Genomic DNA, 26,747 nt, shown 5'->3' with positions numbered 1-26,747 from the left:
CTACCCCCTTACTGTGCTTGAACACGAAGTTCTGCACTACTACGAGCGCGATGCCCGAGTAAACTTTTCACATCACTTGATTTTGGCTTAACTAGTTTGAATTTTGGTAAATACGTTTCAAAACTGGCTAAAATAGTTTCTGCACGGCTTGAGCCTGTTAGTTCTAAATGCTCAGCAATTAGACCACGCAAATGCTCTTGGTGTGACGCTAGCTCATCTAACAGCACCACTTCGACTAGCTCTGGATTGATGCGTTTTTCAAAGTCATTACGCTCATCCAAAATATAGGCAAAGCCACCGGTCATACCTGCACCAAAGTTCACGCCTACATTGCCCAACACGCAAACTACGCCACCGGTCATGTACTCACAGCCATTATCACCTACGCCTTCAACAACCGCTTGTACGCCTGAGTTACGAACCGCAAAACGCTCTCCAGCACAACCTGCAGCAAACAGCTTGCCACCCGTTGCACCATATAAACAGGTATTACCTGCGATGGTCGCTTTGTGACTTTCAAATGACGAACCCAGTGGTGGGCGAATAACCAGCTTACCGCCCGCCATGCCTTTGCCTACGTAATCGTTAGCATCGCCGACTAGGGTCATTTCTAGGCCACCAGCATTCCATACACCAAATGATTGACCAGCGGTTCCGTGTAACTCAATCGAGACAGGATCAGCTGCCATGCCTTGATTGCCATGCTTATCGGCTATATAACCCGATAACATCGCGCCCACTGAACGGTCAGTGTTACAAATACGGCTGACCAGTGAAATACCGCTGCTCTCATCAATTGCTTGTTGAGCTTTAGCAAGTAAGGTTTCATTCAACTTACCTAAATAATGTGACGTATTAGGTGCGCTGCAGTATAAGGTTTCACCAGTTGGGTTATTCGGCTGTGCAATCACTGACGATAAGTCAATTTTTTGCTGCTTTGCCGTTTTACCTTCAATCGCTTCGAGTAAATCAAGACGACCGATTAAGTCTGTTAGTTTGGCAACCCCTAGGCTTGCCATAATTTCACGGGCTTCTTGAGCAATAAACTTAAAGTAGTTCATCGCCATTTCTGGTAGGCCATGGAAATGTTTTTGACGCAATGTTTCGTCTTGCGTTGCTACACCGGTTGCACAGTTATTTAGGTGGCAAATACGCAGGTACTTACAACCAAGCGCAACCATAGGACCCGTACCAAAACCAAAGCTCTCTGCACCTAAAATAGCTGCTTTGATGATATCAAGGCCGGTTTTTAAACCACCATCAGTTTGCAAACGAATACGATGACGTAAACCGTTTTCAACCAGCGCTTGTTGTGTTTCAGCAAGACCAAGCTCCCACGGGCTACCCGCATATTTAACCGACGTTAGCGGGCTTGCGCCAGTACCGCCGTCATAGCCTGAAATAGTAATTAAATCAGCATATGCTTTAGCAACACCAGTGGCGATTGTGCCCACACCTGGCTCTGATACTAGTTTTACTGAGATCAACGCTTTAGGGTTTACTTGTTTTAAATCGAAAATAAGCTGAGCTAAATCTTCAATCGAATAAATATCGTGATGCGGTGGTGGCGAAATTAAGGTCACCCCCGGTACCGAGTAACGAAGCTTAGCAATATACGGGGTTACTTTTTCGCCCGGCAATTGCCCGCCTTCACCTGGTTTTGCACCTTGCGCTACTTTAATTTGAATAACGTCAGCACTGCGTAAATAATGTGGTGTTACCCCAAAACGACCTGACGCAACTTGCTTGATACGTGAATTTTTCTCGGTACCATAGCGTAGTTTGTCTTCGCCGCCTTCACCTGAATTTGAACAGCCACCTAAGCGGTTCATCGCAATTGCAAGCGCTTCATGCGCCTCTGGCGATAATGCACCGATACTCATTGCCGCCGAGTCAAAACGCTTATATAGCTCAGTTGCAGGCTCTACTTCATCAATACTGATCCCTTCTGCTGGCAGTTTCAGTGCAAGCATGTCACGTAATGTGGCAATTGGGCGCTTATTAACAAGATCTGCGTATACGCTGTAATCAGAATATTCACCTGAGCGCACCGCTTTTTGTAGCGTTTGAATAACATCTGGGTTGTACGCGTGATACTCGCCGTCATGCACATACTTTAATAAGCCGCCATGGCTGAGTAATTTACGTTTACTTAATGCCAAAGTATGTAACTTGCGTTGGTCATCATCAAAATCAGTAAAACACGCGCCTTTAATGCGACTTGCCACACCATTAAAACAGGTATCAACAATTGCATCCGACAAACCAACTGCTTCAAACAACATTGAACAACGATACGATGCCACGGTACTAATGCCCATTTTTGACATGATCTTGTACAAGCCTTTGTTGATTGCATTACGATAAGCAAGCGTAACTTGGCAATAGCTCTTGTTGATCACTTTAGAGTCGCTCATCGCAACCAGTGATTCATATGCTAAGTACGGGTAAATTGCCGTTGCACCAAAACCAATTAATACCGCAAATTGATGCGCGTCACGGACACTACCTGTTTCAATGATGATATTTGATTCACAACGTAAATTGTTATCAACTAAACGCTTTTGTACCGCTCCAACAGCCATAGCGGCAGGAATTGGTAACTTATTCTCATCAAAATTACGGTCACTCAAAAACAACATGACACAGCCACCAGCTGCTTTTTCTTGCGCTTCGTCACAAATACGGATTACTGCATCACCAAGGCCTTCTTCTTTGCTGTAGGTGATATCGATTTTGCAATAGCTGTAATGAGCCTGATCAGCGCTCAATAATTGTTGCATGTCTGCATACATTAGAATTGGAGTATCAAACTGTAGACGCTTAGCGTGGCCGGTGGTCTCGTTAAACACGTTTTGCTCACTACCGATACAGGTCGCCAGCGACATTACATGGTTTTCACGCAGTGGATCGATTGGCGGGTTAGTTACTTGCGCAAACTTTTGACGGAAGTAATCAAACAATGAACGGTTACCTTCAGAAAGCACTGCAAATGGCGTGTCATCCCCCATAGAACCGGTTGCTTCTTGACCAATTTCACCCATTACGCGAATAACGCTATCAAGTTCTTCATTGGTGTAACCAAACATTTTTTGATATTTCAGTAATGTTTCATCATCAAATGAACGGTTGCCCGCATCTTGCTCTGATAGCTGCTCAAACGGCGTTAAGCGCTTAACATTGGCCTCAAGCCATGCTTTATATGGGTGGCGAGATTTAAGGTCGCGATCAATTTCGTCTGAGTGCCAAATTTTACCTAACTGAGTATCAATAACTAACAGCTCACCAGGGCCAACGCGGCCTTTCTCAACCACTTCATCCGCAGTGTAATCCCAAATACCCACTTCAGAAGCTAGGGTAATAAAGCCATCCTGAGTGATCACATAACGTGCAGGACGCAGACCATTACGGTCCAAGTTACACGCAGCAAAACGCCCATCAGACATCACAATACCAGCTGGGCCATCCCATGGTTCCATGTGCATAGAGTTAAAGTCGTAAAATGCACGTAAGTCATCATCCATCGCACGGTTTTTCTGCCATGCAGGTGGTACTAGCATTCGCATAGCACGAAATAAATCCATGCCACCAGCTAAAAACAACTCAAGCATATTATCTAGGCTTGATGAATCTGAGCCGGTTTCATTGACAAATGGTGCTGCTGATTGCAAATCTGGAATAAGCGGCGATGCAAACTTATATGAACGAGCACGAGCCCACTGGCGGTTACCTTGTATGGTGTTGATTTCACCGTTATGCGCTAAATAGCGGAACGGCTGAGCCAAAGGCCAACGCGGTTGTGTATTAGTTGAAAAACGTTGGTGAAATACACAAATTGCGCTGGTCATGCGGATATCGGCTAAATCTAAATAGAAGTTAGGCAAATCCACCGGCATCATTAAGCCTTTGTAGATAGTTACTAACCCTGACAAGCTGGCAATGTAAAAGCCTTCATCTTCGCTTAAACGCTTTTCAGCACGACGGCGCGCAACGTATAAACGACGCTCTAAATCTTTTGGGCGCCAGCCTTCTGGTGCATTAACAAAAATCTGTTCAAATTTAGGTAACTGCTTTATTGCAATTGGCCCTAAACATGATTCATCTGTTGGCACAATTCGCCAACCTTGAATATTGAGGGTTTCTTTTTCGAGTTCTTCACTCAATATATCTTTTGCAGCTTGCGCAAGTACTGGATCTGAGTTTAGGAAAATCATGCCAACGGCATAATTTTTACCCAAGTGCCAATTTTTTTCAGCGGCAATAGCACGAAAAAAGCTATCTGGCTTTTGTAATAATAAGCCACAGCCATCGCCTGTTTTACCATCGGCAGAAATACCACCACGGTGTTCCATACGGTCTAAGCCAGTGATCGCTGTTCGAATTAAACGATGACTTGCCTGACCATTAACTTGGGCTATTAAGCCAAAGCCACAATTATCTTTTTCTAATTTTGAGTCGTATAACATAGACCCCTCCCCTTGCTACAACAGCTAGCTATGAATGACCTTCTCGACGGTTTGCTAGCAGACAGTCAAAACTATCGCCAATTGTACATTGAGTCAATAGCGCTTTGAATACATATTCACATTCTTGAATATTTCTCACCACAACACAATCTTTTTATTTCATGCCTATTTTTAACATTTAGCGATATTTTACCCGTTATTTTTTTATGACACTGGTGTCATATTTAACAAGTTGTAAAATAACCGCTCTACAAACCTGCAGTTTACGTTAACGTAAACCAGAGTAAAAATGAATAAATATTCACTGAGTTATGTAGCGAAAATAAATGCTTTCTTTTTTATTGAATCTCTTTGCTGTCGTTCAAGGTCGATACCACAGTGCACATTAGAGTAAATACTCTTTCCAGTGTCTTTTTATGGGTAAATTTAAAGCCACTAATTAATGCATAATTATCATCACAACAGTCACATTTTGCATAATTTACGCTAGTTAGTAAGTTTTTAGCTTGCTCACCCTGTTGACGCCTGCGGCAGCTTCTTAGCCGCCATAGTAAAGTGTCCGCAGCGGACACAATTTATGTCCGCGGACACCAAATAATTTAAAAATAAATAATTATTTCATTAAAACCATGACATTAAATAGTGGCATGATTTTCGAATAAACATTAGAAGATAATTACAGGACACAACTTATGTTTATTCTCAGTTTATTTTTAGTTTCACCAATCACTGTCTTAGTAGTGAGCTTGATGATCACTTACTGCGAGAATAGACATAGCTAAGGATCACTCATGATAAAAGATACCAGCGGACAAGATGTAAGTATTACGCAAAGACGTAGTTACAAAAAACCATTAATAGTACTGGCGCTATCACTTGCTGTACTTGCTTTATGTGCACAAGCATTTATGGGTAACAATCAAGGCAGTATTTCTGTTGAGCGGGCTTCTTTACAGATTGCTACCGTTAATATTAGTCGTTTAGTACGTGATGTAGCCGCCAGCGGTAAAATTGTTGCTGCAAATGCTCCCAAGGTTTATAGCCCAGAACGTGGATATGTGGATTTACAAGTTAAAGCCGGTGATAAAGTAAATAAAGATGACATTATTGCTTTAGTCGATAGCCCAGAACTCAATAATGAACTAAAACAGCAACAATCGGTGTTAGCCCGCCTTGATGGTGAATTACAACGTAAGCACTTAGAAGCACGCCGACAAAAGTTAAGCTTAACCAAAACGCTTGATCTCGCCCAAGTAGAGCTCAATGCAGCAGACAGGGAAAATCGCCGTGCTAAGCTTTCTATCGAAAAAAACTTGATCAGCCAAATTGATTTAGAAAAAGCAGTTGATGATCTTGCCCGTGCCAAGCTTTCTTACAAACACGCTCAACAAGAAGTTGAACTTGCTAAAGATACACTCGCATTTGAACTCAAAGCTGCAGAGCGCGATCTAGCTCGCCAACAACTGATCGTTGATGATTTAAATCGTCAAGTCAGAAACTTAACTATTAAAGCCAGCGTCACCGGTATTGTTGGTAACCTGCTTGTACAACAAAAAGAAGCCGTTACCCAAAGTCAGCCGTTAATGACGCTGGTTGATTTAAGTAATTTTGAAGCACAACTGCAAGTACCTGAAAGTTACGCCAACGAACTCGGTTTAGGAATGGAAGTTGAGCTCACACTCGGGGCAAAAAAAGTGACTGGTGTGTTGTCGGCAATTTCGCCGGAAGTTAACAATCGTGAAGTAACTACTCGAGTACGCTTTGACGAAGAGCTAAAAGGCATTCGCCAAAACCAGCGATTAACAGCGCGCATTTTATTAGAAAATCGTGATGACGTTTTACAAATCAAACGCGGTGCGTTTATGCAGCAAGGTGGTACGCAGGTTTACAAAGTTATCGGCGACACCGCACAACTGGTAAATATCACAACCGGGGCAAGCAGCATCAACGCAATAGAATTGCTACAAGGTGTTAGCTCAGGCGATCAGCTGATCATCTCCAGTTACGATAACTTTAAACAAGCGCCAACATTATTACTGAGATAAGAACAACCATATTACAAGGATCAACTCATGCTTAAAATGAACAATATTAGTAAACTGTATCAAACAGAAATGGTGCAAACCCATGCACTACGCGACTTTAATTTGCACGTAGATGAAGGTGAGTTTATTGCAGTAACTGGCCCTAGTGGCTCCGGGAAAACCACCTTTTTAAATATCGCAGGCATGTTAGAACCTTTTAGCAGTGGTGAATATCTGCTCGATGGTATTGATGTTGGCAAACTGAACGACAATCAACGGGCGGATTGTCGCAATCAAAAAATTGGTTTTATTTTCCAAGGCTTCAACCTGATCCCTGATTTAAATTTGTATGAAAACATTGAAGTGCCACTGCGCTACCGAGGTATTAAAGCAAGCGAGCGTAAACGTCGTATTGAACAGTGCTTAGAACAAGTAGGTCTAGCTTCACGCGCTAAACATTTGCCGCAGCAGTTATCAGGTGGTCAACAGCAACGGGTAGCGATTGCCCGCGCCCTCGCCGGTGAGCCGCGCTTTTTATTAGCCGATGAACCAACAGGTAACCTAGACAGCTTAATGGCACGTCAAGTGATGGAATTGCTGGAGCAAATTAACCGTGACGGCGCGACCATCATTATGGTGACTCATGACCCAGAACTTGCCCGCAGAGCACCTCGTAATATTCAAGTGGTTGATGGTCAACTTGCCGACTTTACCTTGTATCAAGGCGCGCAAAACCTAAAAAATGTGGCTGGAGCGTAACTTATGCTATTACATTACCTCGATTTAAGTTGGCGTAGTTTTAAGCGCACACCACTGGTAAGCATGTTAATGGTGCTAGCCATTGCTATTGGGATTGGTGTAACCATGACCAGTTTAAGCGTTTATCATATGATGTCGGCGGATCCTATTCCCGAAAAAAGTAGTCAACTTTATGCTGTGCAATTACAAACCATGGATGAAGGCCATACGTGGTGGACCGAGGATAACCTTCCTATGCAACTGACTTATCAAGATGCAGTCAATTTACAGAATGCGCCGGTTCCTGAAAAAAAGGTCGCGATGATGCGTACTGGATTCTCAGTGTATCTAGATTCAGACAAAGTAAAGCCGTTTACCAGTAATGCACGGATGACTACGCCTAATTTTTTTAATATGTTTAATGTATCGTTTATTTACGGCGGTGAATGGAGTGAACAACAAGAGCAATCTGCCGCCCCTGTGGTGGTGATTTCAAAAGAACTCAACGATAAACTGTTTGCAGGAAACAACTCAATTGGCCAATTGATCTACTTAGATGATTACAGCTACGAAGTTGTTGGTGTGATCGCTGACTGGTCACTTAACCTTAAGTATTATGATTTAAATAATGGTGCATTTAATGAACCTGAAGAATTATTTTTACCATTTAGCTTAGTCAAAACCAAAGAGCTAACTAGTTGGGGCAACAGCAACGGTTGGAAACATGAGAATATCAATAGCTACGCCGATAGAATGCAATCGGAAATAGTTTGGATCCAATTTTGGGCGCAACTAGATAACGCGGAGCAAAAAGCAAACTACGAAAATTATCTTAATTCTTACATTCAAGAGCAAAAAAAGCGTGGCCGCTTTGCCCGAGAAAAACCCGAATATAAGCTACGTGATGTTAACCAATGGATGCAATACAACAATGTCGTTAGTGAAGACAATAAAATATTGGTCGGCTTAAGTTTTATGTTTTTAGCAGTGTGTTTAGCCAATATTCTTGGTTTATTGTTAGCTAAGTTTTTGCGTCGGGCACCGGAGGTAGGTGTGCGCCGAGCACTAGGCGCCAGTAAACGACAAGTGTTTTTACAACACCTTGTTGAAGTGGCTATGCTTGGATGTTTTGGCGGCCTAGTCGGTATCGTACTTGCGCAATTAGGTTTGTGGGCTGTTCGTCAAAGCTATGATTACTATTCATCAATCGCCACAATGGATATCACTATGTTACTCAGTGCACCTGTTATCGCTATTACAACCTGCATAGTAGCCGGGCTTTATCCTGCATGGCTAGTTTGCCGTACTAACCCTGCTATTTATCTTAAAAGCCAATAAGGAGCACACTAATGTTAGAGATCAAACCTATATTTCATGCTCTTTGCCGCTCAAAAGTCGGGGCAATATTACTCTTAATTCAAATTGCCATAACCACCGCAATCGTTAGTAATGCGGCATTTATTATCCAAGATAGAGTCGCTTTTTTAAATCAAGAAACCGGTTATCCAGAGCAAGACTTGTTTATGTTTAATGTGATGACGTTTGGTAAAGATATCGATTTAAGTCAACAGTTTGAATTAGACGAAGCGATGTTAAGAGCACTACCTGGGGTTGTAAATGCAGCACAAAGCAGCAGTATTCCCCTATCCGGTAGTGGCAGTGCATCAAGCTTTAATTTGAAACCGGCTCCTCAAGAAAGTAAAAGTATCCGTAGTTCTTATATTTTCATTGATGAGCATGGTTTAGACACTTATGGTGTAAAACTAATTGCAGGGCGCAACTTTACAGAGGATGAAGTAACAATCACTAATTCACCTACTGAGAGAACTACCAATGTTACTGTTGTCACGCAAGCTTTACTCGATGAACTTTTTCCTGAAGGTGATGGCCTCGGCAAAACAATTTATTTTGGCGATTTGCCTTTGACGATTATCGGTGTGGCAGATCATATGAAGAGCCCTTGGCTTAAAGATAGTCACCCAAATAATGTTGCGCTGATCCCTTATATTCAAGGCAAAACTTACGCACAATTTGCAGTCAGAACCAAGCATGGTCAACGTGCAGCTGTGATGAAGCAAATCGAAACCGCGATGCTGAATAATTACAATAAACGGGTGATCAACAATATCAATGGCTTAGATCAACTTAAAGACGAATATGTTGCAGCAGACAAATTGATGATGCGTATGCTGATTGTGCTCATCACGATATTAGTACTGGTAACTGCATTGGGGATTTTTGGCTTAACCTTATTTAATATCAGCAAACGCACCAAGCAAATAGGCACTCGCCGTGCATTAGGAGCCAGAAAATCAGCCATTATTAACTACTTTTTAGTTGAAAATGCGATGATCTGCTGCGTGGGGTTGCTCCTTGGCATTATTGCGGCGCTGTTACTTGGTCAATTATTAATGCAGCACTTTTCAATTGCCGCACTGCCACCGAGCTATATCGCAGGCACTGCCATTATGGTGTTTGTTATGAGCTTACTTGCCGTGTTTGGCCCTGCAAAACGTGCCGCCAACATATCACCGAGTATCGCCACGCGAACAATATAAAGCAGCTCCCAACCTATGCTACACTGGTTTAATACCGTGTAGCATTTTGAAATAAAGATAACAAAAACAGCGATTAAATTCACATGGAAAAAATACTTATTGTCGATGACAACCCTGCCATATTAGAAGCCTTGTCATTACTGTTAGAAATTCATGACTATCAGGTTGTGACTGCAAAAACGCAGCTTGAAGCCTTACAAATAGTGCAATACCAACGTATCGCGCTGGTTATTCAAGATATGAATTTTAGTAATGACACCACCTCTGGCGAAGAAGGTAAAGCGTTGTTTTATCAACTAAGAGCTCTCAACCCGCACTTACCGATTATTTTGATCACCGCGTGGACTGAACTGGCCAGCGCCATAGAGCTAGTCAAAGCCGGCGCCGCTGATTACTTACCTAAACCATGGGACGATAGCAAGCTCCTCACCTGTGTTAATAACTTAATCGAACTTGGCCAAGCAAAACAACAAAATGTAATGTATGCGCGCCACCAGCAAGAGCGAACATCAAGTTTAGCCGATGCCAACCTAGTTGGTTTAGTGTATCAAAGTACCGCCATGGAAAAAATTCTCAATATGGCAATACAAGTCGCTAAGTCAGATGTCTCTGTGCTAATAACAGGTGCAAATGGCAGTGGTAAAGAACGCATTGCACAAATTATTCAAGCCAATTCTCACTTAAACCATGCCCCGTTTTTGACCATCAATGCCGGAGCCCTGCCCCATGATTTAATTGAAGCCGAATTATTTGGCGCTGAAGCGGGTGCTTATACTGGCATCACCAAACAGCGAATTGGTCGCTTTGAGGCCGCTGATGGTGGTACGCTGTTTTTAGATGAAATTGGTAACCTGCCATTATCAGGGCAAATGAAACTACTGCGCGTGTTACAAACTGGTGAGTTTGAACGACTCGGTTCAACAAAAACACAAAAAGTAAATGTTCGGGTTATTTCAGCTACCAATGAAGATTTAAAAGCGGCCATTCATGCAGGTCGATTTAGAGAAGACTTATATTATCGCCTCAACGTGATTGAGCTAAATTTACCCAGTTTAGCGCAAAGACCAGATGACATTTTAGCGCTTGCTAAACACTTCTTAGGCGAGCGCGAATTATCGCTTACAACAGAGCAAGGATTACTCGCGCACAATTGGCCCGGCAACGTTCGTGAGCTAGAAAATGCCTGTAAACGCGCAGCCGTACTCAAACCTAATGGCGACATTACCCTCGATGATTTTGCTCTACAATCGCAACCGCTGCACACTAACTTTGCTAAACAAGAACCCAGTAGAGTAGAACTAGAACAAGCTATGCGTCAGCACCAAGGAGTGATCGCAAAAGTTGCCAGACAGTTTGGTTTAAGTCGTCAAGCACTGTACCGCCGTTTGCAGAAATTTGAGATTGATTACTAATGGAAAAAAATAAACCTGCACTGTCTCTCACTCGTAAAATAGTGCTGATATGTAACATCTCTGCACTTATTCCTGTTTGGCTCATCTGCTGGTTAACCCATTTAAGCTGGCCTTCACTATTAATAACAACGCTGCTCACATCGCTGCTGGCAAGTTATTTATCTTTTCGGCTCAGCCGCACTCTGGTGCAAGGCATACACTCACTTGAAACTGGTTTGCTTAATTTTAAAGACGGTGAATTAGCAACCTTACTAGCTTATAACGGCAACGATGAATTAGGCCGCTTGTGTCAATTGTATAATCAAACTGCAAAGCAATTACGCCAAGAGAAACAATGGATCTATCAGCGCGAGCTGATGCTTGATAAAGTGCTACAAAGCTCTCCCCAAGCCGTTATTTTAAAAAATGATAAAGGCTTTATTGTTTATAGTAACTACAGTGCCCGAGACCTTTTTAATGCCAAAACAGCGCTTGAAGGAAGTCAGTTTGCACACCTGCTTGAAAATGCTCATCCACAGTTAAACAATGCTTTAACGCGCGGTAGCGATGGTTTATTTACGCTAGATACTGAAGACCAAGAATCTCAAGCGTGGCATTTATCAACCGGTAAGTTATTACTTAACAATCAATACCATTACTTATATGTCTTTAAACAACTCACCCGCGAACTTAGCCGTCAAGAAGTCGAGGTGTGGAAAAAGGTCATTCGGATCATCAGTCACGAACTTAATAACTCTCTGGGTCCCATGTCGTCAATGCTGCACAGCGGCCAGTTACTCAGTGAAAAAGTAGACGAACCCAGACTTAGCCGCGTGTTTGCTACCATTTCTGAACGCATCAAACATTTAAACGACTTTGTACAAGGCTATGGCAAATTTGCCAAACTGCCCACTCCTCAGCCAAGCGCAATTAATTGGCAAGTGTTGCTCACACAACTGCAAAATCAATGGTGTTTTATGCTCGATATAAGTAATGACGTGCATACACTGGCTGATCCGACTCAAGTCGAGCAGCTACTGATCAACTTAATAAAAAATGCTCACGAATCAGGCTCTGCAAGCGAACATATAAGTGTCACTGTTACACAGAATATTAAAGGCACACATATCAGTGTAAACGACCAAGGTAAAGGTATGAGTGAGCAAGTGATGGCCAATGCATTAATCCCATTTTATTCAACTAAAGTCGCTGGTAGTGGTTTGGGGTTAGCATTGTGCCGTGAAATAGTCGAAGCGCATCATGGTCAAATTAGCTTACACAATCGTAAGCACGGTGGGCTTAGTGTTCATGTCATTCTGCCCCACGGTCCTAACAAACAATCACAAAAAAGCCGCAATTAAGCGGCTTTTTGTTGATTTGCTGATAAACGTTACTCAGCGTCAGCTTCTTTATATTTAGCTGCTGTTTCGGTGATCAGTGGTTGTAATTCACCACGTTGAAACATTTCAATGATAATGTCACAACCACCAATTAATTCGCCATCAACCCACAGTTGTGGAAATGTTGGCCAATTGGCATATGCTGGTAATTCAGCTCGGATATCAGGATTTAGTAAAATATCAACATAGGCAAACGGTTCACCGCATGACATTAATGCTTGAGATGCTTGTGAAGAAAAACCACAATTTGGTAATTTAGGCGATCCTTTCATATAAAGGATAATTGGATTTTCAGAAATCTGCTGTTTAATTTTATCAATGGTTTCCATCTACAACCTCAAAAGTGACGATAGCTGAACATATTAAGGCTTGAAAAATTTTCATTAAGCCTCATATATGTATCTTAAAGTGGGCAAATAAAGCCGCAATCGAAATAGTCTTGCATTTGCACTGCTGTTTGGCATTGCTGTTTGCTAAAACTTGAGTAAAATACTCAACAATTATAGTAACACTATAATCTCATTTGGTATAGGTAACTACCCTGTTTGAACAGGCATTAACTATTACTATTTGAACTATCAACCAAAAGAAGATGGAGATAAAAAATGGCATTTGAACTACCGTCACTACCATATGCAATTAATGCACTTGAGCCACATATTTCACAAGAAACATTAGAGTTTCACCACGGCAAGCACCACAACACTTATGTGACTAAACTTAACGGTTTAATCCCAGGTACTGAATTTGAAGGTAAATCACTTGAAGAAATCGTATGTTCTTCTGAAGGTGGCGTATTTAACAATGCAGCACAGATCTGGAACCATACTTTTTACTGGAACAGCCTATCTCCAAATGGCGGTGGCGAAGCAACAGGCGCTGTTGCAGATGCTATCAATGCTAAATGGGGTTCTTTTGAAGCATTCCAAGCAGCTTTTGATGATAAAGCAGTGAACAACTTTGGTTCAAGCTGGACATGGTTAGTTAAATTAGCTGATGGTTCTTTAGACATCGTTAATACTTCTAACGCAGCAACGCCACTAACTCAAGACGGTGTAACACCGATCCTGACTGTGGACCTGTGGGAACATGCTTACTACATTGATTTCCGTAACGTTCGTCCAGACTACTTAAAAGCATTCTGGTCGCTTGTTAACTGGGAATTCGCGAACGCTAACTTCGCATAATTGATTGCTCGTTCTGAGCAAGCCCAATTTAAAAGACGCTCCGGCGTCTTTTTTGTTTTCTAACATAAATTTTTAATTTTATTGCACAAAAAATCAAATTCGTGACTAAGCTTTAAATAACCTTTGCTTCTTTTTTAATTTGTAAGCACCTAGTTTAAGCAGGTTTTTCGGAGGTTTCCATGAGTATTTTTGAGCATTACCAAGCACGATACGAAGCGGCACAAGAAGAAGAGTATAGTATCGCTGAGTTCTTAGAGATTTGTAAAACTGATAAATCGGCTTATGCCAGCGCACCAGAGCGATTATTAGCGGCCATTGGTGAGCCAAAAATGATCGATACTTCAAAGGATGCACGGTTAAGTCGATTATTTTCAAACAGAGTAGTAGCACGTTACCCTGCCTTTAATGATTTTTACGGTATGGAGGATGCGATTGAACAAATCGTTTCTTACCTAAAACATGCCGCGCAAGGCCTTGAAGAATGTAAACAAGTGCTTTATCTACTTGGACCTGTTGGCGGTGGTAAATCATCGATTGCCGAAAAGCTAAAATATTTAATGCAACAAGTGCCTATTTACTCAATTAAAGGCTCACCGGTCAATGACCACCCGTTGGCGCTTTTTGATCCTAATGAAGATGCTGAGCTGATGGCAAAAGAATACGGGATTAAGCCCCGTTACTTAAAAACTATTATGTCACCATGGGCCACTAAGCGCTTATCTGAATTTAATGGTGATATTAGCCAGTTTAAAGTGGTAAAACGCTACCCCTCTATTTTAAATCAAATTGCTATTGCAAAAACTGAACCTGGGGATGAAAACAACCAAGATATTTCCGCTTTAGTCGGTAAAGTTGATATTCGCAAACTAGAACATTTTGCTCAAAACGATGCTGATGCTTATGCTTATTCCGGTTCATTATGTCTTGCAAATCAAGGTTTAATGGAATTTGTTGAGATGTTTAAAGCGCCAATCAAAGTATTGCATCCGCTTTTAACAGCCACGCAAGAGGGAAATTATAATGGCACCGAAGGTATTAGTGCACTGCCCTTTAATGGCATGATTTTGGCTCATTCAAACGAATCAGAATGGCAGACCTTTAAAAACAACAAGAACAATGAAGCCTTTTTAGACCGTGTTTACATCGTCAAAGTGCCGTATTGTTTACGTGCATCTGAAGAGGTAAAAATCTACGACAAGCTATTGGAACATAGTGAATTATATAATGCTCCTTGCGCGCCAGGCACACTGGAAACATTGGCAAAATTTACCACGCTATCACGGTTAAAAGATCCAGAAAACTCTAGTATCTACTCAAAAATGCGGGTATATGACGGCGAAAGCTTGAAAGACACCGATCCTAAAGCTAAATCGTATCAAGAGTATCGAGATTATGCCGGTGTAGATGAAGGCATGACCGGACTATCAACTCGGTTTGCATTTAAAATTTTATCGCGCGTGTTTAACTTTGACACACTTGAGGTAGCGGCAAACCCAGTGCATTTATTTTATGTATTAGAGCAACAAATTGAACGAGAGCAATTCTCTGCCGACGTTGAAGAACGCTACTTAAGCCACTTGAAAGGCTATTTAATCCCGAAGTATGTTGAGTTTATTGGTAAAGAACTGCAAACAGCTTATTTAGAGTCTTACTCTGAGTACGGGCAAAACATTTTTGACCGCTATGTCACTTATGCTGATTTTTGGATCCAAGACCAAGAGTATCGCGACCCTGATACCGGCCAGCTATTCAACCGCGAAGCATTAAATGCCGAACTTGAAAAAATTGAAAAACCAGCAGGCATTTCAAATCCAAAAGATTTCCGTAACGAAATCGTTAATTTTGTATTGCGTGCACGGGCGCACAACAATGGTAAAAATCCATTGTGGACCAGCTATGAAAAACTGCGCACTGTGATTGAGAAAAAAATGTTCTCCAATACTGAAGAACTATTACCCGTTATTTCCTTCAATGCGAAAACATCCGCAGAAGATCAGAAAAAACATGAAGATTTTGTCAATCGTATGGTGGAAAAAGGATATACCCAAAAGCAAGTTCGTTTGTTATCAGAGTGGTATTTACGCGTGCGTAAATCGCAATAACACGCAGCTGTGTATTTTTAGGGGGTCTTTATGGCGCATTTTATAGACCGTCGCCTGAACGGTAAGAATAAGAGCACGTTAAATCGTCAACGCTTTATCAGGCGCTATAAAAAACAGATCAAAGAAGCGGTGTCAGATGCAATAAATAAACGCAGTGTCACTGACTCCAGTAGCGGTGAGAGTATTTCGATCCCGCAACGGGATATAAGTGAACCTACTTTCCATCAAGGTAAAGGGGGCGATAGAGAACAAATTCATCCTGGTAACGATCAGTTCTCAACCGGTGATAAAATTAAACGCCCGCAAGGTGGGCAAGGTGGTGGAGCCGGCGAAGGTGAAGCGAGTGACTCTGGTGAAGGAGAAGATGACTTTGTCTTCTCGATTTCTAAAGATGAGTATCTAGACTTACTGTTTGAAGACTTAGAACTGCCAAATTTACAGCAAAACCAGTTAGACAAACTCGTGCAAATGAAAACTCATCGTGCTGGTTTTTGTAGTGATGGTATGCCGAGTAATATTGATATTGTGCGTTCACTTCAGGGCTCACTTGCAAGGCGTGTTGCGATGAGCGCGGGTAAAAAGCGTCAATTAGCAGAGCTTGAAGCACAGCTTTGCCTATTAATGGCTGAGCCTGAACCTGATATAGCTGCTATTGCATTAATGGAGCAAGAAATCGCCGCATTACAAAAACGCATCAGTGCAGTGCCCTTTATTGATAATTACGATTTGCGCTTTCGTAACTATGAAAAACAGCCTCATCCAACTAGTAAAGCGGTGATGTTTTGTATTATGGATGTGTCGGGCTCGATGGATCAAGCAACCAAAGATATGGCAAAACGTTTTTATATTTTGCTTTATCAATTTTTGACCCGCAGTTATAAAGACATTGAAGTGGTGTATATTCGCCATCATACCCAAGCCAAAGAGGTCGACGAACAGGAGTTTTTCTATTCCCAAGAAACTGGCGGCACAATTGTCTCCAGCGCACTGAAGTTAATGAATGAGATAATTACCGAGCGTTATAACGCTGGCGAGTGGAATGTGTATGCAGCACAAGCCTCTGATGGCGACAATTGGGCAGATGACTCTCCCCAATGCTCAGAGATCTTACGCAACAAGTTGCTCAGTACCATTCGCTATTACGCTTATATTGAGATCACTACCCGCGCCCATCAGAGCCTATGGCGTGAGTATCAAAATATTTGTCAAACTCATAATAACTTTGCTATTCAACATATACGCAATGTTGAAGATATTTACCCTATTTTCCGTGAGTTATTCAAGAAGAGTCGTCAACACCAAGGGGCAGCCTAGGCTGTACAGCGAGGTATTTATATGACCAATAAACGAATGAGTGATGGGCCAGATTGGACATTTGAATTACTACAACAATACCAAGACGAAATTGCGCGGGTTGCTGAACATTATCGCCTCGATACTTATCCTAATCAGATTGAAGTGATCACCGCAGAACAAATGATGGATGCCTATTCCAGTGTTGGTATGCCTATTGGCTATAGTCACTGGTCTTATGGTAAAAAATTTATTCAAACTGAGCAAAACTACAAACGCGGACAAATGGGATTGGCTTATGAAATTGTCATAAACTCGAATCCTTGTATTGCTTATTTAATGGAAGAAAATACCCTTCCAATGCAGGCTTTAGTGATGGCGCACGCTTGCTACGGGCACAACTCGTTTTTTAAAGGTAATTATTTATTTAAAACATGGACTGATGCCAGCTCTATTATTGACTACCTATTATTTGCAAAAAATTATATTGCTCGTTGCGAAGAAAAACATGGCATTGATGAAGTCGAAAACCTAATCGATTCATGCCATGCACTTATGAATTACGGTGTTGATCGTTATAAACGCCCACAGCAAATATCTTTATTTGAAGAACAAAAACGCCAACAAGAGCGCGAAGATTACTTACAATCACAAGTGAACGAACTTTGGCGCACAATACCTTCACATCAACAGGAAACTAAAAAACACGAGCGTCATTTTCCTTCAGAGCCACAAGAAAATATTTTGTATTTTATAGAAAAAAATGCGCCATTACTGGAATCTTGGCAACGAGAAATAATTCGTATTGTGCGTAAAATCTCACAATATTTTTATCCTCAAAAGCAAACCCAAGTAATGAATGAAGGCTGGGCAACGTTTTGGCATTATACTATTTTGAATCACTTATATGATGAAGGGAAACTCACTGACTCATTCATGTTAGAGTTTTTACAAAGTCATACTAATGTTGTGTATCAGCCCCCTTACAATAGTAATTATTATTCGGGTATTAACCCTTATGCGCTGGGTTTTAATATGATGGTGGATATCCGCCGTATTTGTGAAAACCCTACCGAAGAAGATAAACAGTGGTTTCCAGAATATGCCGGGAGCAACTGGTTAGATACGCTGCACTTTGCAATGGAAAACTTTAAAGACGAAAGTTTTATTAGCCAATTTTTATCACCCAAACTTATTCGTGACTTTAAATTATTCACTATTATCGATCATGAAAAAGATCCGAATCTACAAGTTGGTGCGATCCACGATGAAAGCGGCTATCACGCAGTACGGACTGCGCTCTCAGCACAATATAACCTCAGTAATCACGAACCCAACATTCAGATCTATGATGTTGATATTAGAGGTGATCGCTCTTTAACCTTGCGCTACGTGCCACATCAGGATATTCCACTGGCAAAGTCTCACCATGAGGTATTAAAACACCTTTACAGACTATGGGGCTTTAAGGTAAAACTGGAACAAGAGTCAACCTCTGGCGAATTGAATATACTCGGGCAATGTCCATCAGATGATTCACGCCATACAACAGAGTGAATAGAATGGATAAAAAGCTTCTCGTACTAATTGATTCAGTAGAATTTGCACGTACTTCTATTTTGCACGCGAAACACAAAGCAATTGGTAAGCAAAAACATATTGATATCGTCGCCTTTGCCTATGAAAGTGCTGGTAATATTTTGTTCTCGCCGCCAGCTGAACAATTGCAAGTAATTCAAGAAACAAGGTTGGCTACTCTCAAAAAAGAATTAGTACCACTACTTGAAAGCGAATTGTCAGAATCAGATTATTCATTAAATATTATTTGGCATGAGGCACCTGAGCAATGGTTAGCCAATGAGAGTGACTTTGAAAATTATGAGATGGTGATAAAAACGCGGCATATTGACGAGCATTGTCAATTTAGTGAACTTGACTGGCAGTTGATCCGCTTTACCCCACTACCACTTTATTTAGCTGCGGATAATACCTGGCGCAATAACACCAATGTGTTAGCTGCGCTTGATTTAGGTAGCGAAAAAGCCACTAAATACAAACTAAACAAAGATATAATTGAAACTGGTTTAGCTTATTCTAAGCATTATGACTGTCAGTTTTATACTTGTTATACCGTTCATGTATCCCCAATTTTAAGAGACTTAGGCATTGTATTTTCAGACGAACAAGTACTGAATGCTTTTGACAAACTACCTGTCATTCAACGTAATTTAATTATTGAGCACGATATAAAAAATAACCTTCATATAAAAGCGGGCCTAGCCGAGCAAGTGATCCCAAGTATTGCAGCTAAGCTTAGTGCCGGTCTCGTGATCATGGGCTCAGTAGGCAACATAGGTATAAAAGGTAAGTTAATTGGCAATACCGCTGAAAAAGTTATGCGGTTACTAAAAACAGACTTGCTTATTTTGCCACCTGAATGCTAGATACCTGCTGGCGATAGCATAAAAAATGACGCATTTTGCGTCATTTTTTATGCCTATTCAAAGCAACTTAATTTAAACTTTTGCTATTGTGTCGCGAGGGTATTTATACTCATCAAGGTTAACTCAAATCTTTATATGCAGTAATACAATTTCTGCCATTTTCTTTTGAAAAGTAAAGTGCCTTATCAGCCGCTTCAATCCATTTTTCATAACGTTCGAATTCATCTTGAAAACAGGCAAAACCAACACTAACAGTCACTTTAATTTGCTTTTCGTCAAAGTAAATGGATGAGTTTTCAATTAAACTACGCAAACGCTCAGCAAATATCTCAGCACCTTTGTGATCCGTGTCTAATAACGTTACTGCAAATTCTTCGCCGCCATAACGACCTGCGATGTCTGTTTCACGTAATGTTTTACGCAGTAAATCAGCAATGTTACGCAGTGCTTCATCGCCACAACGGTGCCCATGTTCATCATTTACTTTTTTAAAGTGATCGATATCAAACATCAATAAAGTACTTGTGCCACCACTGCGTTTGATCCTAAGAAATTCTTTTCGTAGGGTATCTTCCCAATGACCTCGATTAGTCAATTTTGTTAGTGCGTCCGTTTGACTCACTTGTTCAAGTTCACGATTTACTTCTTCAAGTTCTTTTTTATTCACTGCCATATCAGTTACATCATAAAGAATGATACAAATATGGCCAACTTCTCCCATCGTATTTGATAGAGGAATAAACGTAGCGTTTTGAAACATATGGTCTGCTTTACCCGTGATTGGACGGTAATTTTTAAAGCGGAAAATATATGGCTGCTGTTCCCAAATAGTGAATGAACGGTTTTTCAAAATAAACACTGATTCTGACTTACTACGAAACCACTTTTCATCAATTGATGGAAATAAATCAAACAAGTCTTTATCTTTTACAGCGCTGGGTAACATACCTGAATGGTTTTCCATAAAACCATTCCAAATACACACTTTATAGTCCCTATCTAACACCACTAAACCAACATCTACGGTATTAAACATATCCATTAACCAATGGATTTCATTCATATTAAAATCAGCAGCAGGCATAATGTTAGTCTTCTAATAGGTAAGCAACTTTGTATTTCAAAGTTTTTAGTGAGTCTTCGGTAAATAATAGCATCAAGTCACAGTTAATATTGTGGTTCTCAATACCATAGCTAATTTCTATTGCCAGAGTACGTTGCCAGCGTGATTTGTTTGCTTTAACTAAATCAGATACATCACAATGTTGGCCTAACACCACCGGATGTCCTTGGCTAAAAGTCATATCTAATTGGCGAGATAATCCCGTTAAGATTGCACCAATCAGGATATTACTAATATCCATTAATAACTCCAGCTCAATTTTGTTAGTGAGCTCCCCTTCATAATTCATCAAGGACGCAATTTCTTTAAAGCTAGAATCATTTAGAAGTAACAATGCCTCACCGGATACACCACCACCAATAAAACCTTGGCACACGCCTGACGTTGTTGCATTGGCATCAATTGATCGCAGTGCCATATCAAGTTCATTAACTTCGAGAATATTGACATTAGGAATAGGCAATTCAACAAATACATTTAATAGCCGTGCTAATAAGTCTCCAGCCTGCCCCATTGCCACGTTAGTCAGCTCTTGGTATATGTCTCTGACATCTGGGTCAACTTGCTCACCTAAGCGGTGTGAGAGCCGCTCACGCATTGCTTTATCTTTAATTCCATGGTGTTCGATAATATCGGCAAGCTTTTGGGCATCACATGGTTTTTGGATAAAGTCTATCGCGCCAAGTTCGATTACCCGTTGATGCGCATTGGGCTGAATATCGCCAGAGACAACAACGGTTAATATATCCAAGTTTTGCTCTTGAATCGCTTGCAGTACTTCGTAGCCATCCATTTGCGGCATATTTAAATCGAGAAATAAGATTTCCGGGTTTAACGCTTTAATTTGCTTAATACAATGCACGCCATCTTCAGCAAACTCAACTTTAATATCCCAATCATCGGGCAACGAACGAGCTAACTGACGGCGCGCAAGCTTAGAATCATCACAAATTAGTACCGATGTTGACATAGTCTCTCTCTGATTGCTTTTATTTTTATTAGTAAAAATGTAAACATTTATTACTGCTTTATGTTAATCAATGTAACCATACATTACAATTTTAAATTGCATTAAACTCTTGGTGTCCATGGATGATTATAATACACTCAGCCTAATTGCGTTAACTCTAAAGGAAATACCTTATGCTCCGATCACTCACTTTTGCTTTAAGTGCCTTTTGTTCAATGGCTTTTGCCGCCGATATGACCGAAAACACGCTTGATGCGGGAAAAGTATCAGCACAATCTAAGCCAATAACTTTATTAGGACAAGGTGTAAAACTAGGCGATAAAGCACCAGACTTTAAAGTGGTTGATGGCTCATTCACGCCAATTACTTTAGCCGATTACCAAGGTAAAGCCGTTTTAATAAGCGTTGTTCCAAGTCTGGATACTGGTGTTTGTAGCATTCAAACCAAGCATTTTAACGAAAAGGTTGCATCGCAATTTCCAAATATAGCCATGCTCACCATTAGTGCTGATTTACCGTTTGCACAAAAACGTTTTTGCAAAGCCGAGAACATAGATAAAATTACTGCTTTATCTGATTCAGTATGGCGTGACTTTGGTCAAAACTATGGTCTGATCATTAAAGATATGGGTCTGCTTACACGAGCCGTATTTGTATTAGATGCAAGTCATAAAGTTGTTTACAAGCAGTTAGTAGCTGATTTATCAACAGAGCCAAAGTATGACCCAGTTATAAGTGCTTTAAACGCATTGTAATTTATTGCGCTAGAGTACATTACAATGATAAAAAAACCGCCAATCGGCGGTTTTTTATTGATTGAATTATCAACCCAATAATTCAGCAAGTTGCTGATTAACAGCTTCAACAGCTTGAGTACCATCTAGTTTATGATATTGCGTATTGCCCGCTTGCGCTTCCGCTTGGTAATAATCAACCAATGGCATTGTTTGCTCATGGTAAATACCTAAACGTTTACGTACTGTTTCTTCTGTGTCATCAGCACGGATGATCAGATCTTCACCTGTAACGTCGTCTTTACCTTCCACTTTTGGCGGATTGTAAACTACGTGATAAACACGGCCGGAACCAGGATGAACGCGACGTCCACCCATTCGGTCAACAATAATTTCATCAGCCACATCAAACTCAATAACGTGATCAACAACTACGCCATTTTCTTTCATTGCATCAGCTTGTGGGATGGTACGTGGGAAACCGTCTAGTAAAAAACCTTTTTCACAATCAGCTTTAGTAATACGCTCTTTAACAAGACCTATGATGATGTCATCAGAAATTAACTGACCTGCATCCATTACTTTTTTCGCTTCAAGACCCAGTGGTGTGCCTTCTTTAATTGCAGCACGTAACATATCACCAGTTGAAATTTGTGGAATACCGTACTTATCCATCAAAAACTGAGCTTGAGTGCCTTTACCTGCACCCGGCGCGCCCAAAAGAATAATGCGCATATCATTGTCCTCGTTTGATACTGATTTTACAAAAAGCATATCAGTATGATTTATTATAAAGCTTGAATTCTTCCATAAGCGCCGCAGATACTCAAGCAACTTATACCAATTGACTACGTTGAGATCATAAAAAAAGGGAACCGAAGTTCCCTTTTTATTAAAATGTTAGTTTTTGAGCAATTACTTACTCAAATCTAACATTAATTTATTTAAGCGAGTCACAAAACCTGCTGGATCTTTTAATGTACCGCGCTCTGCAAGCAAGGCTTGATCAAGCAGTACATGTGACCACTGTGCAAATTTGTCTTCGTCTTGTTCAACATTTAAATGCTTAACAAGTTGATGCTCAGGGTTAAGCTCAAAAATTGGTTTTGCTTCTGGAGCAGCTTGACCTACTGATTCCATTAGCTTTTGCATTTGTGAGCTCATGTCGTTGTCATCAGCGACCACACAGGCTGGTGAGTCAGTTAAACGATGCGTAAAGCGTACATCTTTAACATTATCGCCAAGTGCTGTTTTGATGCGCTCAACTAAGCCTGCAACTTCTTTTTCAGACTCTTCTTGCGCTTTTTTGGTCTCTTCATCATCTAAGCTACCTAAGTCTAGGTCACCACGGGTAATTGACTTAAATGGTTTTTCAGCAAACTCGGTTAAGTGGCTCATCATCCACTCATCAACACGGTCACTCATCAACAGTACTTCGATACCTTTCTTACGGAAGATCTCTAGATGTGGAGAGCTTTTCGCCGCAGTGAATGAATCCGCAACAACGTAGTAAATCGCGTCTTGGCCTTCATTCATACGCTCAACGTATTGCTCTAATGAAACGTTTTGTGCTTCTTCATCAGTATGTGTTGATGAGAAACGCAGTAACTTAGCAATCGCTTCTTTATTCGCTGCATCTTCTGCTGGACCTTCTTTGATCACTTGACCAAATTCATTCCAAAATACTTGGTAATCGTCGGCTTTATTTTTCGCCATACGCTCAAGCAGTTTTAAGGTACGTGACGTACAACCTTTGCGGATTGCTTGCGTTACTTTGTTATCTTGTAAAATTTCACGTGATACGTTTAACGGTAAATCGTTTGAATCAAGTAAACCTTTTACAAAGCGTAAGTAGCTAGGCATAAATTGCTCAGCATCATCCATTACAAATACACGTTGTACATATAGCTTTAAGCCACTTTGACGGTCACGATTCCATAAATCAAATGGTGCTTTTTTAGGAATATACAGTAAGCTTGTGTATTCAGTTTTACCTTCAACTTTGTTGTGAGCCCAGCTCAGTGGATCTTCCCAATCATGGCTTACATGCTTATAAAATTCTTTATATTCTTCATCAGATAGCTCTGATTTATCACGCGTCCACATTGCTGTGGCGCGGTTAATGCTTTCCCACTCACCAGGTACGGCTGGAATTTTCTCGCCATCTTCACCTTCTGACTCAGGCACTTCGGCTTTGTACATTTGTACTGGTGTTGAAATATGATCCGAGTACTTAGTTACAATACTACGTAGGCGCCATTCATCAGCAAACTCTTTTTCATCTTCACGAAGATGTAAAGTAATTTCAGTACCACGGCCTGCTTTTTCAATTTCTTCTAGCGTGTATTCGCCCTCACCTTGTGATTGCCATTCAACGCCTTTTTCTTCACCGGCTTTGCGAGTACGAACAGTCACTAAGTCTGCAACTATAAATGCAGAGTAAAAACCAACACCGAACTGACCAATTAGTTGCGAATCTTTGCTTTGGTCGCCAGTTAAGTTTTTGAAAAACTCAGCAGTGCCTGATTTAGCAATAGTCCCTAACGAGCTGATCACTTCATCACGAGTCATACCAATACCGTTATCAGAAATAGTTACGGTATTTTTTTCTTTATCGGCACTGATACGTACACGTAAGTCTGCGTCACCTTGGTATAGTTCACCATTTGAAAGTGCTAAAAAGCGTAATTTATCAGCTGCGTCTGAGGCATTTGACACAAGCTCACGTAAGAAAATTTCTTTATTAGAATAAAGTGAGTGAATCATTAAGTTTAATAGTTGTTTAACTTCTGTTTGAAAGCCTAATGTTTCTTTTTGTGCTGCAGTCATTTATATATCTCCAATTTGCAAAGTGTCTGCGTTATGCACTTAATATGGGGCGCGGTTTGTTAACTTCAAGTCAAAAGAGCAAAAAAGTAAGCCATAGCAAGATAAACACGGAAGTTAAGTTGTTTTTTCTTACAATCAAAATGGCTGTGGGCAATGTAGGGGCGTTTGCTTGGAGCTTCGAGGGTGTACAAAAAACAGATCGCTGGCATGTAATTGTAAGCGCTCAGCCAGTTGTTGGCTATGTTGGTTTTTATACAGATCACAGCCAATAATTGGGTGCCCAATGCTGTGACTGTGTATACGTAATTGATGTGTACGCCCCGTCACAGGGGTAAATTGCACTAAAGTACGCGGCGGTGATGTTAAGCGCTGTAATACTAAATAGTCACTGACGGCAGACTTACCCGTCACATTACAAATTTTAACTAATGGAAAGAGTAACTTATCTTTGACTATTGCAGCGTTTATTTGACCTACGTCATTTAATAACCAGCCATCCAACATGGCTATATAGTGTTTTTTTATTGTCCCTGATTGAAACTGCTTATTAAGGAGCTTAGTTGATTCAGGGTTAAGGCCTACAATCATAATACCTGAAGTACCATAGTCTAATCGATGCGGCAATTTAGCTGTCGGAAATGCGGCAGTCAGACCTGGCTGCCCATTCACTAAACGATAATGCACAGAATCCCAATTGGCCGGATTTTTACCAGATAAACTCAGTAAGCCACTGGGTTTATTGATCAATAAAATATCATCGTCTTTATATAAAATTTCCACATGCTCATGACAAACCGATGCAATAAAGTCATCGACAATAATCTTAGGTTTCAAACTACAATCAGACATTTAATTCCTTACTGTGATTTAGTACATAAACCAAAATAATTAGCGCTAGAATTTAGCGATGAGTACGAAAAGTTCTCATTGTACTATTTTAAAGCTTATTTAAATATGTGAAAGAAAAAGCTCTGGCTTAATCGTCGCGTTCTTTTATCCGTGGGTGTCAGATACTCAACCCACGCTACGGTGTATAGGTTGACACAGTGCGGCTCGCTAGCTTTACTCTCGCTAACTCGCTTACTATTTCACTTTCCTACAGACGTAAAAAAGCCGCTTCATTTCTGAAGCGGCTTTCTCAATTTGGAGCCTGGCAATGTCCTACTTTCACATAGCAAATGCTACACTATCATCGGCGCTGTTTCGTTTCACTACTGAGTTCGGCATGGGGTCAGGTGGGTCCAAAACGCTATTGTTACCAAGCAAATAGGGGGCGAAGGAGTAATGACAAAGCACGTAGTGCTTACATTTCCTTTGCGCAAGGTGCCTCAACTTTAACGCTACGCGCTAAGAGTCACCTTATAAATTTGGAATTCTGATAATAAAGTTTTCAGTAAATCTACTTTAGTCTATTAACTTCTTGCGCTATCAACTATCACATAAAACGCGTTTGGCGTTGTATGGTTAAGCCTCACGGGTAATTAGTAC

At 40.9% G+C, this 26,747-nt stretch carries 19 protein-coding genes and 1 rRNA gene; 12 read left to right on the top strand and 8 right to left on the bottom strand.

The features are described 5' to 3' along the window. Window positions 1-8: 8 nt before the first annotated feature. A complete protein-coding gene (gene gltB / locus H5180_RS16245) occupies window positions 9-4,466 on the bottom strand; it encodes a glutamate synthase large subunit (RefSeq protein WP_182758629.1) in 4,458 nt (1,485 codons plus the stop codon). A 791-nt stretch (window positions 4,467-5,257) separates the two neighbouring features. On the opposite strand from gltB, the gene H5180_RS16240 reads away from it, so the two are divergent. From H5180_RS16240 to H5180_RS16215, 6 genes are all read left to right on the top strand, one after another. Continuing rightward, window positions 5,258-6,511: an efflux RND transporter periplasmic adaptor subunit gene (locus tag H5180_RS16240; RefSeq protein WP_145242136.1), complete on the top strand. Its 1,254-nt coding sequence runs from the start codon at window positions 5,258-5,260 to the stop codon at window positions 6,509-6,511. Window positions 6,512-6,538: 27 nt separating this feature from the next. Beyond that, window positions 6,539-7,249 carry an ABC transporter ATP-binding protein gene (locus tag H5180_RS16235; protein ID WP_145242138.1) on the top strand — a complete coding sequence of 237 codons (711 nt, stop codon included), beginning with the start codon at window positions 6,539-6,541 and terminating at the stop codon, window positions 7,247-7,249. Window positions 7,250-7,252: 3 nt separating this feature from the next. Then, the gene (locus H5180_RS16230) at window positions 7,253-8,566 is read left to right on the top strand and encodes an ABC transporter permease (RefSeq protein ID WP_149982774.1); all 1,314 of its coding nucleotides are present in this window, start codon (window positions 7,253-7,255) and stop codon (window positions 8,564-8,566) included. Window positions 8,567-8,577: 11 nt separating this feature from the next. Continuing rightward, window positions 8,578-9,786 (top strand): ABC transporter permease, encoded by a 1,209-nt coding sequence (locus tag H5180_RS16225; protein WP_149982775.1) that lies wholly within the window; start codon window positions 8,578-8,580, stop codon window positions 9,784-9,786. An 83-nt stretch (window positions 9,787-9,869) separates the two neighbouring features. Next, entirely contained in the window at window positions 9,870-11,198 is a 1,329-nt protein-coding gene (locus tag H5180_RS16220; protein ID WP_145242142.1) for a sigma-54 dependent transcriptional regulator, read from the top strand. Beyond that, window positions 11,198-12,538 (top strand): PAS domain-containing sensor histidine kinase, encoded by a 1,341-nt coding sequence (locus H5180_RS16215; protein ID WP_149982776.1) that lies wholly within the window; start codon window positions 11,198-11,200, stop codon window positions 12,536-12,538. The genes H5180_RS16220 and H5180_RS16215 overlap by 1 nt, the downstream gene beginning before the upstream one ends. A 29-nt stretch (window positions 12,539-12,567) precedes the next feature. Here the strand turns inward: H5180_RS16215 and H5180_RS16210 are convergent, their stop codons facing one another. Beyond that, window positions 12,568-12,906: a Grx4 family monothiol glutaredoxin gene (locus H5180_RS16210; protein ID WP_064665960.1), complete on the bottom strand. Its 339-nt coding sequence runs from the start codon at window positions 12,904-12,906 to the stop codon at window positions 12,568-12,570. A 276-nt stretch (window positions 12,907-13,182) separates the two neighbouring features. On the opposite strand from H5180_RS16210, the gene H5180_RS16205 reads away from it, so the two are divergent. The 5 genes from H5180_RS16205 to H5180_RS16185 all read left to right on the top strand — a co-directional run bounded on the left by H5180_RS16205 (window position 13,183) and on the right by H5180_RS16185 (window position 19,603). Beyond that, on the top strand, window positions 13,183-13,764 hold the full coding sequence (locus tag H5180_RS16205) for a superoxide dismutase (RefSeq protein WP_145242146.1): 582 nt from the start codon (window positions 13,183-13,185) through the stop codon (window positions 13,762-13,764). A 179-nt stretch (window positions 13,765-13,943) separates the two neighbouring features. Then, window positions 13,944-15,866 (top strand): PrkA family serine protein kinase, encoded by a 1,923-nt coding sequence (locus tag H5180_RS16200; protein WP_182758628.1) that lies wholly within the window; start codon window positions 13,944-13,946, stop codon window positions 15,864-15,866. A gap of 30 nt (window positions 15,867-15,896) precedes the next feature. Further along, on the top strand, window positions 15,897-17,180 hold the full coding sequence (locus H5180_RS16195; protein ID WP_145242150.1) for a YeaH/YhbH family protein: 1,284 nt from the start codon (window positions 15,897-15,899) through the stop codon (window positions 17,178-17,180). Between the two features lie 21 nt (window positions 17,181-17,201). Then, on the top strand, window positions 17,202-18,716 hold the full coding sequence (locus H5180_RS16190; RefSeq protein ID WP_145242153.1) for a SpoVR family protein: 1,515 nt from the start codon (window positions 17,202-17,204) through the stop codon (window positions 18,714-18,716). A gap of 5 nt (window positions 18,717-18,721) precedes the next feature. Next, complete coding sequence (locus tag H5180_RS16185; RefSeq protein WP_182758627.1) at window positions 18,722-19,603, top strand: universal stress protein; 882 nt, start codon at window positions 18,722-18,724, stop codon at window positions 19,601-19,603. Window positions 19,604-19,721: 118 nt separating this feature from the next. Here the strand turns inward: H5180_RS16185 and H5180_RS16180 are convergent, their stop codons facing one another. After that, on the bottom strand, window positions 19,722-20,687 hold the full coding sequence (locus tag H5180_RS16180; RefSeq protein WP_145242157.1) for a diguanylate cyclase: 966 nt from the start codon (window positions 20,685-20,687) through the stop codon (window positions 19,722-19,724). A 4-nt stretch (window positions 20,688-20,691) separates the two neighbouring features. Then, entirely contained in the window at window positions 20,692-21,696 is a 1,005-nt protein-coding gene (locus H5180_RS16175) for a response regulator (RefSeq protein WP_145242159.1), read from the bottom strand. 173 nt (window positions 21,697-21,869) lie between these two features. Here H5180_RS16175 and tpx point away from each other — a divergent pair, with 173 nt between their 5' ends. Next, entirely contained in the window at window positions 21,870-22,451 is a 582-nt protein-coding gene (gene tpx / locus H5180_RS16170; protein WP_145242161.1) for a thiol peroxidase, read from the top strand. Between the two features lie 69 nt (window positions 22,452-22,520). Here the strand turns inward: tpx and adk are convergent, their stop codons facing one another. The 4 genes from adk to rrf form a co-directional block, all read right to left on the bottom strand. Further along, a complete protein-coding gene (gene adk / locus H5180_RS16165) occupies window positions 22,521-23,165 on the bottom strand; it encodes an adenylate kinase (protein WP_064665952.1) in 645 nt (214 codons plus the stop codon). A gap of 180 nt (window positions 23,166-23,345) precedes the next feature. Beyond that, window positions 23,346-25,259, bottom strand: coding sequence for a molecular chaperone HtpG (gene htpG, locus H5180_RS16160; protein ID WP_182731943.1), 1,914 nt, complete (start codon window positions 25,257-25,259; stop codon window positions 23,346-23,348). Between the two features lie 135 nt (window positions 25,260-25,394). Beyond that, on the bottom strand, window positions 25,395-26,108 hold the full coding sequence (locus H5180_RS16155; protein ID WP_182758626.1) for an RluA family pseudouridine synthase: 714 nt from the start codon (window positions 26,106-26,108) through the stop codon (window positions 25,395-25,397). A gap of 299 nt (window positions 26,109-26,407) precedes the next feature. Further along, window positions 26,408-26,522 (bottom strand): 5S ribosomal RNA (gene rrf, locus H5180_RS16150). Between the last annotated feature and the right edge of the window lie 225 nt (window positions 26,523-26,747).

The organism is Pseudoalteromonas sp. SR41-4, assembly GCF_014163985.1.
Classification (GTDB): Bacteria; Pseudomonadota; Gammaproteobacteria; order Enterobacterales; family Alteromonadaceae; genus Pseudoalteromonas; species Pseudoalteromonas rhizosphaerae.
The sequence above is the reverse complement of the archived record's forward strand: the minus strand, read 5'-3'. Positions and strand labels throughout refer to the sequence as shown.

Bases quoted from the DNA above. Each gene is read 5' to 3' on its own strand.
- H5180_RS16200 (WP_182758628.1), top strand. From the start codon at position 13,944: ATGAGTATTTTTGAGCATTACCAAGCACGATACGAAGCGGCACAAGAA.
- H5180_RS16175 (WP_145242159.1), bottom strand. From the start codon at position 21,696: ATGTCAACATCGGTACTAATTTGTGATGATTCTAAGCTTGCGCGCCGT.
- H5180_RS16215 (WP_149982776.1), top strand. From the start codon at position 11,198: ATGGAAAAAAATAAACCTGCACTGTCTCTCACTCGTAAAATAGTGCTG.
- H5180_RS16230 (WP_149982774.1), top strand. From the start codon at position 7,253: ATGCTATTACATTACCTCGATTTAAGTTGGCGTAGTTTTAAGCGCACA.
- tpx (WP_145242161.1), top strand. From the start codon at position 21,870: ATGCTCCGATCACTCACTTTTGCTTTAAGTGCCTTTTGTTCAATGGCT.
- adk (WP_064665952.1), bottom strand. From the start codon at position 23,165: ATGCGCATTATTCTTTTGGGCGCGCCGGGTGCAGGTAAAGGCACTCAA.
- H5180_RS16155 (WP_182758626.1), bottom strand. From the start codon at position 26,108: ATGTCTGATTGTAGTTTGAAACCTAAGATTATTGTCGATGACTTTATT.
- gltB (WP_182758629.1), bottom strand. From the start codon at position 4,466: ATGTTATACGACTCAAAATTAGAAAAAGATAATTGTGGCTTTGGCTTA.
- H5180_RS16210 (WP_064665960.1), bottom strand. From the start codon at position 12,906: ATGGAAACCATTGATAAAATTAAACAGCAGATTTCTGAAAATCCAATT.
- H5180_RS16195 (WP_145242150.1), top strand. From the start codon at position 15,897: ATGGCGCATTTTATAGACCGTCGCCTGAACGGTAAGAATAAGAGCACG.
- H5180_RS16180 (WP_145242157.1), bottom strand. From the start codon at position 20,687: ATGCCTGCTGCTGATTTTAATATGAATGAAATCCATTGGTTAATGGAT.
- H5180_RS16225 (WP_149982775.1), top strand. From the start codon at position 8,578: ATGTTAGAGATCAAACCTATATTTCATGCTCTTTGCCGCTCAAAAGTC.
- H5180_RS16240 (WP_145242136.1), top strand. From the start codon at position 5,258: ATGATAAAAGATACCAGCGGACAAGATGTAAGTATTACGCAAAGACGT.
- H5180_RS16205 (WP_145242146.1), top strand. From the start codon at position 13,183: ATGGCATTTGAACTACCGTCACTACCATATGCAATTAATGCACTTGAG.
- H5180_RS16235 (WP_145242138.1), top strand. From the start codon at position 6,539: ATGCTTAAAATGAACAATATTAGTAAACTGTATCAAACAGAAATGGTG.
- H5180_RS16190 (WP_145242153.1), top strand. From the start codon at position 17,202: ATGACCAATAAACGAATGAGTGATGGGCCAGATTGGACATTTGAATTA.
- H5180_RS16220 (WP_145242142.1), top strand. From the start codon at position 9,870: ATGGAAAAAATACTTATTGTCGATGACAACCCTGCCATATTAGAAGCC.
- htpG (WP_182731943.1), bottom strand. From the start codon at position 25,259: ATGACTGCAGCACAAAAAGAAACATTAGGCTTTCAAACAGAAGTTAAA.
- H5180_RS16185 (WP_182758627.1), top strand. From the start codon at position 18,722: ATGGATAAAAAGCTTCTCGTACTAATTGATTCAGTAGAATTTGCACGT.